Source organism: Rhodococcus zopfii NBRC 100606 = JCM 9919 (genome assembly GCF_001895025.1).
Taxonomy (GTDB): Bacteria; Actinomycetota; Actinomycetes; order Mycobacteriales; family Mycobacteriaceae; genus Rhodococcus; species Rhodococcus zopfii.
In genome coordinates this window covers 1-12,992 of sequence record NZ_BCXI01000053.1, presented here as the reverse complement: position 1 = coordinate 12,992, position 12,992 = coordinate 1, and the positions used below count along the sequence as shown (strand labels likewise).

11 protein-coding genes and 1 pseudogene are annotated in these 12,992 nt (G+C 64.2%); 4 read left to right on the top strand and 8 right to left on the bottom strand.

The window, feature by feature from the left end; genetic code table 11:
- Nucleotides 1-46 precede the first annotated feature (46 nt).
- Entirely contained in the window at nucleotides 47-1,930 is a 1,884-nt protein-coding gene (locus RZ1_RS26155) for a sensor histidine kinase (protein ID WP_139281993.1), read from the bottom strand.
- A gap of 552 nt (nucleotides 1,931-2,482) precedes the next feature.
- Between RZ1_RS26155 and RZ1_RS26145 the strand changes: the two are divergent.
- The 4 genes and pseudogenes from RZ1_RS26145 to RZ1_RS26130 all read left to right on the top strand — a co-directional run.
- Nucleotides 2,483-3,249 (top strand): annotated as a pseudogene (locus RZ1_RS26145) (transposase); the annotation flags it as partial.
- A 330-nt stretch (nucleotides 3,250-3,579) separates the two neighbouring features.
- The gene (locus tag RZ1_RS26140) at nucleotides 3,580-4,728 is read left to right on the top strand and encodes a helix-turn-helix transcriptional regulator (RefSeq protein ID WP_244899388.1); all 1,149 of its coding nucleotides are present in this window, start codon (nucleotides 3,580-3,582) and stop codon (nucleotides 4,726-4,728) included.
- 2 nt (nucleotides 4,729-4,730) lie between these two features.
- Nucleotides 4,731-5,903 carry a helix-turn-helix transcriptional regulator gene (locus RZ1_RS31700; protein ID WP_280522839.1) on the top strand — a complete coding sequence of 391 codons (1,173 nt, stop codon included), beginning with the start codon at nucleotides 4,731-4,733 and terminating at the stop codon, nucleotides 5,901-5,903.
- An 81-nt stretch (nucleotides 5,904-5,984) separates the two neighbouring features.
- Complete coding sequence (locus tag RZ1_RS26130; protein WP_072815539.1) at nucleotides 5,985-6,413, top strand: HIT family protein; 429 nt, start codon at nucleotides 5,985-5,987, stop codon at nucleotides 6,411-6,413.
- Between the two features lie 15 nt (nucleotides 6,414-6,428).
- Here the strand turns inward: RZ1_RS26130 and RZ1_RS26125 are convergent, their stop codons facing one another.
- From RZ1_RS26125 to RZ1_RS26095, 7 genes are all read right to left on the bottom strand, one after another.
- On the bottom strand, nucleotides 6,429-7,457 hold the full coding sequence (locus tag RZ1_RS26125) for an ABC transporter ATP-binding protein (protein ID WP_072815538.1): 1,029 nt from the start codon (nucleotides 7,455-7,457) through the stop codon (nucleotides 6,429-6,431).
- A 57-nt stretch (nucleotides 7,458-7,514) separates the two neighbouring features.
- Nucleotides 7,515-8,045 (bottom strand): hypothetical protein, encoded by a 531-nt coding sequence (locus RZ1_RS26120; RefSeq protein ID WP_072815537.1) that lies wholly within the window; start codon nucleotides 8,043-8,045, stop codon nucleotides 7,515-7,517.
- The gene (locus tag RZ1_RS26115) at nucleotides 8,042-8,620 is read right to left on the bottom strand and encodes an Rv1363c family protein (RefSeq protein WP_072815570.1); all 579 of its coding nucleotides are present in this window, start codon (nucleotides 8,618-8,620) and stop codon (nucleotides 8,042-8,044) included. The genes RZ1_RS26120 and RZ1_RS26115 overlap by 4 nt, the downstream gene beginning before the upstream one ends.
- Nucleotides 8,596-10,080 (bottom strand): MCE family protein, encoded by a 1,485-nt coding sequence (locus RZ1_RS26110; protein ID WP_072815536.1) that lies wholly within the window; start codon nucleotides 10,078-10,080, stop codon nucleotides 8,596-8,598. Before RZ1_RS26110 ends, RZ1_RS26115 begins: the two co-directional genes overlap by 25 nt.
- Nucleotides 10,080-11,186, bottom strand: coding sequence for an MCE family protein (locus RZ1_RS26105; RefSeq protein WP_072815535.1), 1,107 nt, complete (start codon nucleotides 11,184-11,186; stop codon nucleotides 10,080-10,082). The genes RZ1_RS26110 and RZ1_RS26105 overlap by 1 nt, the downstream gene beginning before the upstream one ends.
- Nucleotides 11,183-12,394, bottom strand: coding sequence for an MCE family protein (locus tag RZ1_RS26100; protein WP_072815534.1), 1,212 nt, complete (start codon nucleotides 12,392-12,394; stop codon nucleotides 11,183-11,185). Before RZ1_RS26100 ends, RZ1_RS26105 begins: the two co-directional genes overlap by 4 nt.
- On the bottom strand, nucleotides 12,394-12,992 hold a 599-nt coding region (locus RZ1_RS26095), incomplete at its 5' end, for an Mce/MlaD family protein (RefSeq protein WP_507763207.1). The genes RZ1_RS26095 and RZ1_RS26100, both read right to left, overlap by 1 nt.

Below are 12,992 nucleotides of genomic sequence, written 5' to 3'. Positions count from 1 at the left end.
TTCCTTGCGGAAGACCAGAACCCCTCGTCCAGCGGAACCGGGGATGTCACCGCGAGTGGTGCGTGCCGTTGTCGATCAGGCCGAAGTCGGGTAGTCGGCGAGGTCTCTGAACCGTGCTGCAGGCGACTTCGGTGCCCGACCCGGAAACCACGGCTGAGGGTAGGTAGACGCTCGCAGTGACTCCTCGGGCAGCGCCGGCCTCGATGGTGGCACGAAGACGCACTCCCAGCCCGTGCCGCTGCGCGACCCGCCCCACCACATACAGCCCCATGTGCCGCGTCGCCTGCGCATCCGTTTCGGCGCCCTCGGCGAGCCGGTGGTTGGCCCGTTCCAGCTCCACCGCCGGTATCCCGACACCCCGGTCGACGATCTCGAGCAGCAACCCGCCCTCCACTGCCGGGGACACCAGGAACATCACCGACGTGGCCGGATCCGACGCCCGCAGCGCATTGTCCAGAAGCTCGGTGAGCAGGTGGATCAGGTCGTCGACGACGCTGCCGACCAGGGTGACCGGTGGTACCGCACCGAGGCGTACCCGCTCGTAGTTCTCGACCTGCGACACCGATGCCCGCATCACGTCCTCGAGCGGTGTCGCCGGGCGGGATGCGCGCCGGCTGCGGGTGCCGGCCAGCACCAGCAGCGACTCGCCGGTGCGGCGCATGCGCGCGGCCAGGTGATCGAGTTCGAACAGGTTCTGCAACCGCTCCGGGTCACGTTCCTTGAATTCGAGCGTCTCGATCAGTGCCAGCTGCCGATCCACCAGCGAGCGGTTACGCCGGGCGAGGGTTTCGAGCATGGTGGTGATCTGGCGGCGTAGTGCGGCCTGTTCGGCCGCCAGCAGCACGGCCTGGGTGTTCATGCCGTCGACAGCGCGGGCGACCTGCCCGATCTCCTCGTCGGTGTCGACGCCGATCGGGGCGATCGCGACGGTGGTGGGGTCGGTGCCGGCACGGATCGCGGTGACCGCCGCGGGCAGGTCGTGGTAGGCGGCGCGGGCGGTGTCGTCGCGCAGTCGCCGCAGCGCGGAGACGAGCAGTTTGGTCATGGCCAGGGTGACCGCGACCGCGCAGGCGACGGCGACGGCGATGAGAACGGCGTTGCTGATCGCCGCCTGCCGGGCGGCATCGCGCTCCTCGTTCAGCGTGGTGACGATGCGGCCGACCGACGCGTCGAGAAGTCGATCGCCGGCTTCCACACCGGCCAGCAGCGACGCGGTCAGATCTGCTGTGCGCGTTGCGGAGGTGGTCGGGTTCAGCAGCAGCGCATGCCGGTTCTCGACAACCTCGCGTAGGTCTGCGAGGGCCTGTTGGTCCTCCTCGTCACCGCGTAGTGCCGCGAGGACGGCACGCTCCGAGGCGAACGCGGTCTCGAGCATATGACGGCCCTGATCCGAGGCTGCGACAGGCTGGGTGAATGCAGCGGCCTGGTCGAACGGCATCAGGCGTGCCTGCCACAGGTCCAGCAGGCGCCCGGATTCGTAGAGTGCATCAGTGTTTTCGGCCTGATCGACCAACAGGCGCACCGTGTGTTGGACCTGCATGCCGAAGGCCCGCATCTGCTCGATTCGCGCCGGCACGGCAGTGCCGGGCATCGCGGCGGCGCGGATCAGTTCTCGGCCGTCGGCCAGGATCCGTCCGATCCCCTCGGACACCGCCGGGTCGAGGTCCTTCCGCCGGGCGAGGGCCTCGATCGGTCCGGTGTCGTCGACGAAGACCGCGTTGTTCTTGTCCAGCGACAGGCCGAATTCGGACACCCCGACGGTCGCTCCGATACTGGTGGCGTATCGCATGATCGTGGGAAGGGCTGCGATCTGCTCGGCGAGCGTCGCGGTGCGGGAGGCCCGCTGTGCCTCGTTCGCGATCTGCACGCCGCCGAACCCGCCCAGGACGAGCAACGGTACGGCGACGATCACGGCTGCTTTCGTGCGCACGCCCCAGTCTTGGGGACGGGTGCGCCGAGATTCGGCAGGGGTCATCACAGAATCGGGCCCTTTCACGGGAGCGGGGGACAAACGCACGCCGCCGGCGACTCGAACCTGTGACGATGCCGGATACCAGCGAATTGATGTGGCACGCATAGCTTTCTGCGAGCTCGCAGAATAGTAGGCACCGGTGGTCGGGTAGTCAAGATCGATTTACTTCAACAGGCGATTTATGCTCCCGGCACACCTGATTGAAACATACATACTGCATGCATGATTACGAGTGTCTGTTCCGAACAGCTGTGTGCAAGAAAACGATTTCGTGATCATGGTGCACCCCACTCGGTCGCGAGTGCGCTACGTCGCCGTGGGGTGATAGGAGTATGCCGACGATCGGGACAGGGCGAACTCGAAGATCCTGTAGACGGTCTGCCTATTCCAGCCGAAGGTGCAACACCAGTCGGCCAGGGCGGAGTCGAGGGGCCTCGGTCCCACGGAGCCGTCGAGGGGGTCGACATCGAATTTTTCGTGGTCGCAACCGAGAATCTTCCCGTGGTGTCCGTCGTACCCATCGCTGAGGCCCTGGCCCAGTTGCCGTTCGACCCGACGTACCGGGTAGGGAAGAAAGCACTGGTGCGTATCGAGGGGCTGGCGGCAGCCACCAACTGATCGAATATCTGAACAAGCGCAGGCTCTCGTAGCTGGTCGGGTTCGGGTTGACCGACACCCTCGCCGAGGCGATCGAGCTGGTTCCCGAACAGGCGCGGACCCCGGCCTACGACGCCGACGGGCAGGTCCGCGACGGTACCTGGGTCACCGAGATCACTGATCTGCTCGACGTGTCCACCTGGCCGAAGGGATGCGAATCATCGTCCGGAAGGAAAGCCGTATCCGGGAGCTCAGTTGCGGTTCACCGACCGCGACGGCCTGCGCCTGATCGCGTTCGTCACCAACACTCGTGGTGATCAGGTTCCCGACCTGGAGTTGCGGCACCGGCGGCGGGCTCGGTGCGAAGACTGGACTCGGGCGGCGAAAGTCACTGGTTTGCAGAACCTTCCGTTGCACGGGTTTCGATCAGAACAGGATCTGGTTGGCGATCGTGCAGCTGGCGTGTGAGCTCGTCGCCTGGACCCAGATACTGGCCCCTCATCGATCATCCAGCCCGGTGTTGGGAACCGGAACGTATGCGGTTGCGACTGTGGTCGATCGCCGGGCGGATCACCCGTCACGCCCGCCGCACCGTGGTTGATCTCGCCGGCCGGGCACCCTCGGTCGAGGTCCCCACCGCAGCACTGGACCGACTCGACGCGCTGCCCGCACCGGCCTGAACAGCCAGAACGTATCCGACCGAACGAAAGGACCTCACGCATTCGGGGCAGTGGACCCCGACGTCACTCGAGGTGTCGGGCGACAGACCGTGGCCGCACACCAATTCCACGTTCTCCACACCCAATCCGAAGACGCCCAGGCCGACACACCGGACTCAAGAAAGATCGAGGTCAGCGCCCCTCTTCGCGAGCATGGACGGGCTCGTGCCGACTTGCTCGACATCGAGTGTTCGTGTTTAGTGATTCGAGTCACAACAGCCGGTGGTCGGTAAGCGTGTCGTCGGCACGGACGCACAGAGTGCGTATGGGACGGCCCAACTACGGAGCGCAATGATCGGAATGACTCGAGCGATACAAGCAGAGGGAGCGCAGGAACGTGGGCTTGCTCGGCAGGCGTACGACCTCTTGAACGTAGCGGCGAGAATCCTCGGGCAGGATCCTCCGCAATCCTATCCGGGGGATGTTCGGCGTGCGCTCGCTGATACGAGATGCACGCTCACCGGTGCACTGGCGTCCGAACGGCTACCGGATTCCGATATCAGCGACGCCTGCCACGTGCTCGTCCGCATCGAAGAACTCGAGGAACTGCACGCCGAGTGTGCAGCGGTCCGCAGGGCCGGCGAATTGCGCGCAGTGCACGCCGCCGCAACCGTACTTCGCCACCTTTCGGCAGTCGATATGGTCCAGGCGGTGCCCGAGGTCGTTTGTTCGGAGTTGCCGTTCAACCGGGCAATGATCTCGGCGATCAGCGGCTCGGCATGGCGCCCGCGGCGACTTCACGTTGATCCTGAGTTTCGCGACTCGCCATTCGATTTCACCGACTTCGTCGATAGCGCCGAGTTCTCCCTGGTCGATGCACCGCTGGAGACCGAGCTCGTGCGCCGGCGCATTCCGGCGCTGGTACTCGCTCCGCTGAAGGACGAACGCACATTGAAGGAACTTGTTGTAGCAGCGCACTGTTCGTCGTATACGGCCGTGCCGTTGGTTTCGCGAGGGAAGGCGATCGGACTCATCCATGCCGATCGAGCCGGCGGAGAGGATCGACTGGATTCGGACGATCGGGACAGGCTGGATGCCTTCGCCACATTCTTCGCCTTGATCTACGAGCAGGCGGTGCTGCGGGAGCGGATCAGTGCGCAGCGAACTCGACTGGCTGCGTCCTTCGATGCCACCGATGCGCAACTCGAACGCATCGAGAAGGTGGAGGCGGGCCTTCGTAGGAGGCGGCCCGACGGTCCGGCTCCACATTCTCGACAACTCGTCGCCGATCCGTCCCCGGCGGGGTTCCCTGCGATCTTGACAGTGCGTGAGCGCGAGATTCTGTCGCATATCGCCACGGGAGCGACCAACAACCAGATCGCTCGTACGCTGGTAATAGCCGAGGGCACCGTGAAGTCCCACGTGAAACACATCTTGAAGAAGCTGTGCGTGCCAACAAGGGCCGCGGCCGCTGCGCTGTACATCCACCGGATTCGGTGAAGGTGAGCATCGTCGAGGTCGATGGACGGCCGCCGCTCGCTCAGAGCTCGACGCCGTCGCACGGTGGCTCGAATGCAATTGAACATGCGGTGGCCCTGCTCGTGCGTTTCCAGGGCGACTTCGGGCTCGGGCCGGAAGCGCCGATCCGTACGCGGAGGGTCTCGCCGGGCCTCATGCTCGCTCTGCTGGACGAGGCCACGGAGGCCGGTCTGGGCGGATTGGCGGACATGGATGCCGGCCGGAAGGTGTCACTCGGACGTCTGCTTGCTGATATCCGTGACGCGCGCCGGGGCCTGCGCACAGCACCGTCGGAGGCGGTAGTGAGTGTCGCCGATTTCGCGGGCGCGATCCGCCGCCTCCGCGGAGCCGAGAGCGTCGCAGCCCTGGCCAAGGGAGTGTGCGCCGATGCTGTCGAGATGACCGGGCTGAGTCGGATCCTCGTGTCGGAAGTGCACGGGAGTACCTGGACTGTTGTGGACACGATGTTCGAACGGGACACCGCGGTCGACGTCGGAACGCTGCCGACGATGGCGCTCACGTCCGGTTCTCCGGAGCATCGAGCGGTCGAATCACACTCCGCTGTCCTGGCACTACCGGACTGTCCGGAGGCGGTAGCCGCTTTCTCGACGGTTTCGTGGTTCGGGGCCGCGGGATACGTGGTGGCACCGATTCCGATTTCCACCGGAATCATCGGGCTTCTGCACGCGAGCCACACCGATGGCCACGCACCCGGGGCCGCCGAATGCGATCTGCTGGGCGCATTCGCGGCGGGATTCGGCACCCTCTTCGAACGCGCGATGATGTCCGAGCGACTGTCCGAGCAGAAGCAGCTCATTCTCGATCGTCTGCACCAGGAGTCCCTCGAAGCGGAACGTCTTTCGACTGCAGAGGTGTCCGTTCTGGAGTCGCATATCGCCTCCGGGACGATACCCATCGTGCCGGGTACCTACCTCGCCGGCACCCTTCCGGGTCTGGACGAGCTGACCGAACGTGAGCGCGAGGTCTTCGCGCTGATGTCGGTCGGACGTTCGAATGCCGAGATCGCAGAAGAACTCGTCATCAGCATCTTCACGGTCAAGTCGCACGTCAAGAAGATCCTGCGCAAGCTCGGAGCATTGAACCGATCCGAAGCGGTCCACCTCTATCTGGAGGCGACCCGGATCGACGGCCGGTGACATCGAGAACGGATCTCGACGCGCCGCTTGGTCCTTCAATTATTTTGCAGTGCAACATGGTTATGGCCACGATCGCTGGTCGTGAGTGATCAGTGCCTCTTCTGTGGGATCGTTGCGGGCGAAGTTCCGCACACGAAAGTGTCCGAGGACGAGACCACCTATGCCTTCATGGACGTCAATCCGGCTTCCGACGGTCACCTGCTGGTCATTCCCAAGCGGCACAGCGTAGATCTCCTGGAAATCCCGCCCGGCAACCTGACTGCCGTCACCCTCACCGAGCAACGAATCGCCAGGACCGTAATCGAGGAACTCGGGGCCGTCGAGGTGAATCTCCTCAATTGCTGCGGTGCCGATGTGTGGCAGACCGTCTTCCATTTCCACCTGCACGTCGTTCCCAGGTATGTCGACAAGGCAAAGGATCGGTTGGTGCTGCCGTGGCAACCGAGAGTCCCCGGCAGCACAGGCACGATTGCTGCGTTGGGGAGTCGGCTTCTCGCAGCCCTGGATTGAGTGACGCACGCCCGACTACACGGACTCGAGCGGCTCCGTGAACGAGGGAAACGACGACGGTATGTAGTCGGCGTCGATACTCTCCTCGATAGCGATTCGAGCGCTCTCGGGCAGGGTGTGCAGGATCGAACGGACGCGGTCTTGCCGGCGCCGCACCGCCTGCCGGACGGGCATACCCGGGGTCGCCTGCATCTGCGGCACGATGCCCTCGACATCATCGACACCACCCGCATGATGCCCGGCGTCCACGAGCGCCTGCTCGTGCGCCATCTGCGCCTCGTCCTTCTCCTCCGACATCCCGATCGGACCGATCATCGTGCCGTTCAGGAACTGCTTGACCACCGGCTCGTCCGAAGTCAGCAACACCTCACGCGGACCGAACATCACCAGCTCCCGGCGGAACAACATCCCGATGTTGTCCGGCACCGTCCGCGCCAGATTGATGTTGTGCGACACGATCAGGATCGTCGCGTCGATCTCGGCGTTGATGTCGATCAACGTCTGCGAGATGTACGTGGTGCGCACCGGATCCAGACCGGAGTCCGGCTCGTCGACCAGGATGATCTGCGGATCGAGCACCAGCGCCCGCGCCAGGCCGGCACGCTTGCGCATACCGCCGGAGATCTCACCGGGCAGCTTGTCCTCGGCGCCGAGCAGACCGACCAGCTCAAGCTTGTCCATCACGATCTTGCGGATGTCGGACTCGGACTTCTTGGTGTGCTCACGCAGCGGGAACGCCACGTTGTCGTACAGGTTCATCGATCCGAACAGCGCGCCGTCCTGGAACAGGACACCGAACAGCTTCCGGATCTCGTAGAGCTCCTTGCTCGAGCACTGCAGGATGTCCGTGCCGTCGATGACGATCGAGCCCTGCTCCGGGCGGAGCAGACCGATCAGCGACTTCAGGAACACCGACTTACCCGTACCGGACGGGCCGAGCAGTGCGCTGACCTCTCCGGACGGCAACGTCAGGGTGACGTCCTGCCAGATCCTCTGTGAGCCGAACGACTTCGTGAGCCCCTCGACCGCGACCTCGACACCCATGAATTCCTCCTCGTGTTCCGAAACGTCTGGTGCAAAAGATGATTCGAACTCAACTGGTCAGAGTGGCGTCATCTCCGTCATGACCCAAGTCCCTTCTATTTCGGACATGACCACCCGAACGCGGCTGCCGTCGAGTCGCGGTGCGGCGCTGTCGGCGCTCGTGGTCGCCTGGTTGACGAAGAACAGCAGGGCAACTGTCTCCGGCGATGCAGAGACGACCGAGGATTCGACGACGGTCGCGGTGGTGACAACCTGACGATTCTTCGCGGATGGGACAACGACCTCGCGTCCGACCCGGTCGAATCGGTCCCGCAGATCGCCGCCCAGTTGGGGGAGGATCTCTTCGAAATGTGCCTCGATGGTGCTGAAGTCGTAGGACAGTACGTCGGGGACCAGCGCCGTGGCACGATCGCGTGCCTGATTCCGCGCGTCGTCCACACGGCGATACGCGTGAAGCTGGAGTGCGGCGGCAGCGGCGACCGCGACCAGGCCGACGGCGACCGCTGCCGCGAGGTAGCGCACTGCCGGCCGGCGCACGAATGCCCCGGATGCATTCCGGTCGGACACTATGGTGATGACGTTTCTCATGCGACGAACTCCACATCCGAGACGAGCCAGCGGCCGTCCACAGCGTCAAGGGTGACTTTCATGCGGTACATCCGGCCCTCACCGTCCGGGGCCTCGGTGTTCTTGACCGTCGAGGTTACAGCCGCGAGGACCACGGCATGCCGGTCGTCGGCTTCGACGAGGCCGGCCTCCTTCACCTCGCCGGTCGACTCCACCTGCCCCTGGCTCAGAACGTCGTTGAAGCTTCCTGCCGATCCGGTGAACTGGTCGCGGAACGGTCCGGTGGTACCGTCGGCGACCCGCTGGAGGTCTTCGTCCACACTTTGATGCCTCAACGTCACCATGTTGACCACCACCTGTCGCGCCGTTGCGAGGATCTGCTCGTCCCGTTCCTGCGAGGCCCGCTCGGTCCGAAGTTCCGACCACGACATGCCTGCGATCACCGCGGCCGCGATTGCGGTGACCACGGTCGCGACGGTGCCGATGGCGATTCCCCGACTCGGTGCCGGCGCAGTCGGCTCATGGGGCAGGGGTTCGGCGTCCTGGTCGCGTTGATGGTCGGAGTCGTTCACTACCGGAGCATCAGTGCTTGCCATGTCGAATCCTCTTCGGTGGTGCGGGGTGCGGAGGCGTCGGTGATCGAGTACAGATCCCCGTTCGGAGCGCGAAAGTTCCCGGTGACCGGGTCGTAAGGAACACTCGCGGTATGTACGTCACCCGGGTTCTGTACGGTCCCCGGCCAGGAAGCAGGGACGACGGGTGCCGGGCCGGTGACATCGGGGGCCGGTATGGGCGCGGTCGGATCAGTGTCCGGAGCATTGGCAGCCGGAGGCGAGTAGGGCTGTCCCGGTCTCGCGAGCATCCCGGGCCAGGTCGAGGGCGGGCCGCCAGGGCACTCGGAGATCTCCGCAGTCCGTATGGAAGGATCTGTCGCGCACGGGAGGTTTCGTGCACCCCGAGCTACTCGTGGATCCGTCTGTGGGAGACGACAGTACGAGTTCTCCGGGGCGGGGGCGGTGCTGAGATCACTCGGATCGCGGCGCATTGTTTCCTGATACCCCTCGGTGCAGGGGAGGGGGTTTGCGGAGTTTCCGAGCTTGACGTCGAGGCGGCCCTGCCCGTACACCATGTCCTCGCCTTGCATTCCTCGATGCATGTAGTTGATCGACGTGGCCACTGCGGGGTAGACGACCAGAATCTGTCGAAGCCCAGGGATATTTACGCGGAAGACCTCTCCCACGGTTTGCAGGTTGGCGAGCAGGAGCGGCACGGTCGGCCGGACGTCGTCGAATGTGGCGCTGGTCGTGTCGAAGAACCGAGAGCCGTTGTCGAGGACTCCGCGGATCTGGGCGTCACTCATCACCAATTGCTCGGAGAACGAAGCGAGATCGCGTGTGAAGCCCGCGATGTCGGCACGTGAGTCGACCACTGCATCCAGCACAGGTTCGGCGTCGTCGAGCAGCGTGCGGGTGGGACCGATCGTCGCCTGCGCAAGCGCGATGAACTGCCGTGACGAGTCGATGAGCTGGGACAGAGCCGGCCCAGTGCCGTTGAAAGCGGTGTATGCCTCGTCGACCGTGACGCGGAGATCGTCCTTGGGCAGTTCGGAGAGCAGCAGATTGACCTTGTCGACGACTTCCGATGCGGGGACGGGGACATCGGTGTCCACCTCGGCGATCAGGTCGCCTTCCTCGAGGAAGGGACCCTCGGAAGAATCCGGCACGATGTCGAGGTACTGCTCGCCGATAGCGGAGACGCTTCGGACGAAGGCATGGCTGTTCCGCGGAATTGCGAATTCGGAGTCGATCCGGAGTTCCGCGACGGCGCTGTCGGGACCGACGTCGATCGCCTTCACGACACCTATATCGACCCCGCGGTAGGTTACGAGCGAATTGACGTAGAGCCCACCAGCCCTCTCGAATTCTGCGCTGACCGTGTACATACCGATCCCGGTTACTCGCTTGATGCCAAGGTAGGAGACTGCGGCATTGGAGACCGCGAGGACGGACACCACCGCGAAGACGACGAGTTGGAAGCGGACGAGCTTGGATCTCATCAGCGCGGTCCTCCGTTCGCTTGTGCACCGGTCGGTGCCAGCAGTGGGTCCACTGCCTGACGAGCGGGGTTCAGTCCCACCAGCTCGTCGATGGGGATGCTGCCGAGCACCTTGCCACCCACGGTCTCGGCGCTGACGTCGAGAGTGAGGAAGAGGTTCATGTAGTCGCCCCGGATCGCGCGCTGGGTAGTGGTCACGGGGAACGGAATCGACGCAGCGATCTTGAGGGCTTCGGGGAGGTGATCCCCGGCCGCTGCGAGCTGAGACAGAATCGGCTGCAGTGAACGCAGATTCGCGTCGAGGTCGTCGCGGCTGCTCGCCAACACATCGGCGGCAACCTCACCGAATCGTGCGACGTCGACCAGCATGGTGGTGAGCTGTGCCTGCTGCTCGTCCAGAACCTGGAGGGCCGGTTGGATCGAGGTGATGCCCCGATCGATCGTCTGATTCTGCTGGGCCAGTTCGGTGCCGAGACGGTCCAGCCCGTCGATCGCCCGGATGATGTCGTCGCGTTGCTGATCGAGACCGTCCACGAAATCGCCGAGGTTGGCGAACAGGCTTCGCAGGGACTCCTCCCTGCCGCCGAGGACCCGGCTGAGTTCCGATGTCACGGTGCGAATCTGCTGTAGTCCGCTGCCGTTGAGGACAAGCGCGAGAGCGGAGAGTACCTCTTCCGTCGACGGGTATTGGCCGGTGCGCTCGAGCGGAATGACGTCGCCGTCGGAAAGCCGGCCTGCCGCATCCGTTCCGGGAGGAACGGAGAGCTCGAGATGCTGTGATCCGAGCACACTCGTCTGTGCCAGCTTGGCGCCGACGTTGGCCGGAATCACGGCATCCGTATCGAGTTCGAGTGTCAGTCGGGCACCCCAGTTGTCGGCTGCAATATGACTGATGTTCCCGATGACGACGTTGTCCGACTTGACCGGTGAGTTGCCCACCAGATTCTGGATATCGGCCAGTTCGACGATCACTCGGTAGGTGTCTCCGTCGAAGGAATTTCCGGGAAGGGGGATGGAATTGATGCCGTCGAATCGGCACCCTGCGGTGGCCAGGACGCCGACGAACACAGCGGCGGTGACCACCGACTTTCGAGCCCGATCCGTCATTTCGGGGCCTCCGGCATAATGAGCTGCTGCAGACCGGCGGTGATCGAGGCCAGCGGGTCGGCCGGTGCCGGTGTTCCGGCCGGCGCCGCCGGATCGAATGTGGGAACTGCCGCCTGTGCCACCCGTTCCGCTGCGGTTCCGGCAACCGGTGCGGCGAAGGAGCCTGCTGCCTTGGCGCATTCGTTCTCTGGGGCGTTCGCGGTCGTCAGCAGGGCGCAGATGAGCGAACGTGCGTCCGGCACATCGGGAACGGCGAGCGCGCCGGTCAGCGAATTGGCGTCGGGATCGTAGATGTTGTAGAAGTCCGACAATGCGGTGGGTCCCGCGTGGAGAATCGTCATCAACGTGTCCTGGCGGTCGACGAGCAATCGGGTGATGTTCTCGAGTTGGTCGATGTTGTCGACCAGTGCGCCGCGGTTGTCCTCGATGAACACCGTGACCTCGTCGAACGTCGTCAGCATGCTGCTCAGGAGCGCGTCGAGTTCGGTGCGGTTGGCGTTGAGCATCCCCGATACGCTCGCGAGTTCCTCACTGAACGAACGGATTTGCTCGTCGTTTGCTGCAAGAGATGTGGTGAACCGCTGCAGGCTCGCGACCGTACCGAACAGATCTTCGCCACCGGCAGCAAGTGTCGTAGCGGCATCCGACAGATCGGTGAGGGAATCGTGGAGTGCGGATCCGGTTCCGTTCAGCGTACGTGCGGTGCTGCTCACGAATTCGTTGAGCGAGCCGTCGGGATTTTCCGGGGTGCGGCCGGCGTCTTCACTGAGCTTGACGACCTGCTTCTTGACCTCGTCGAATTCGACCGGCACGGCTGTACGGTCGAGAGGGATCTCGTCGCCGTCGGCCAGCGTGGGTCCCTCGGTGTAGGCGGGTGCCAGTTGAATGTATCGACCCGTCACCAGGGTCGGCGCTACGACGGCCGCCTTCGCATCGGCAGGAACCGGGTAGTCGTTGTCGTATTCGAGCTCGACCCGTACGCGTTCACCGTCCGGTTGGATCGAGGTGATGCGGCCGACCTCGACGCCGAGAATCTTCACCCGGTCGCCGACATACATGCCGGTGGTGTTGTGGAAGTACGCAGTGACGTGATTGACGGCGCGGTTCTGGGCCCAGGCGACAGCGACCAGTCCGATCAGGGCGGTGGCGACGATCGCGGCCAGTGCCTTGGCCGTGGGCGAGGCGGCTGTTTCGCGTAGGAAGGTCATCACCGCGGCCCTCCCAGGCTTCCCGGGAGCTGACCGGAGAGATTAGCCGGGACGATATTGTGCAGCAGTACGCCGAAGAACGGTCCGCTGCCCACCGCTTCACCGACCTGTTTCGTGAACCGTTCGAGGCCGGTCAGCGACGCGTCGATGTTGTCGTAGTTCGTGTTCAATGTCGTCACCAAAGTCTTCAATCGATCGAGCGTGGGTCCGAGCGTCGCGGAGTTGTCCCGGGCGAGTCCGGTCAGTGCGTCGGCCACCTGGCGTGACTGCACGAGGACGCGATGAATGGTGTCCGACCGGTTGTTCAATGCGGCGAAGAGTGTTTGGCCCTGGCCGAACAGCGCTGCAACCTGGGCGTCGCGCTCTGCGAGGATGCCGGAGACATCGGCTGCTCCGGCGAGTAGCCGGCGTAGTTCTTCGTCTCGGCTCGCCACGGTGTCGGACAGTCGTGACAGGCCGTCCAGGGACGATTTCAGATCGGGTGGGAGTTCGTTCTCGACCGCGACGATCTGATCGAGTGCACCTGACAGGTTTGCTGTGTCGGTCTCGGAAACTTTACCGGTGACCTCCTCCAGCGCCCGGGTGATGTCGTATCCGG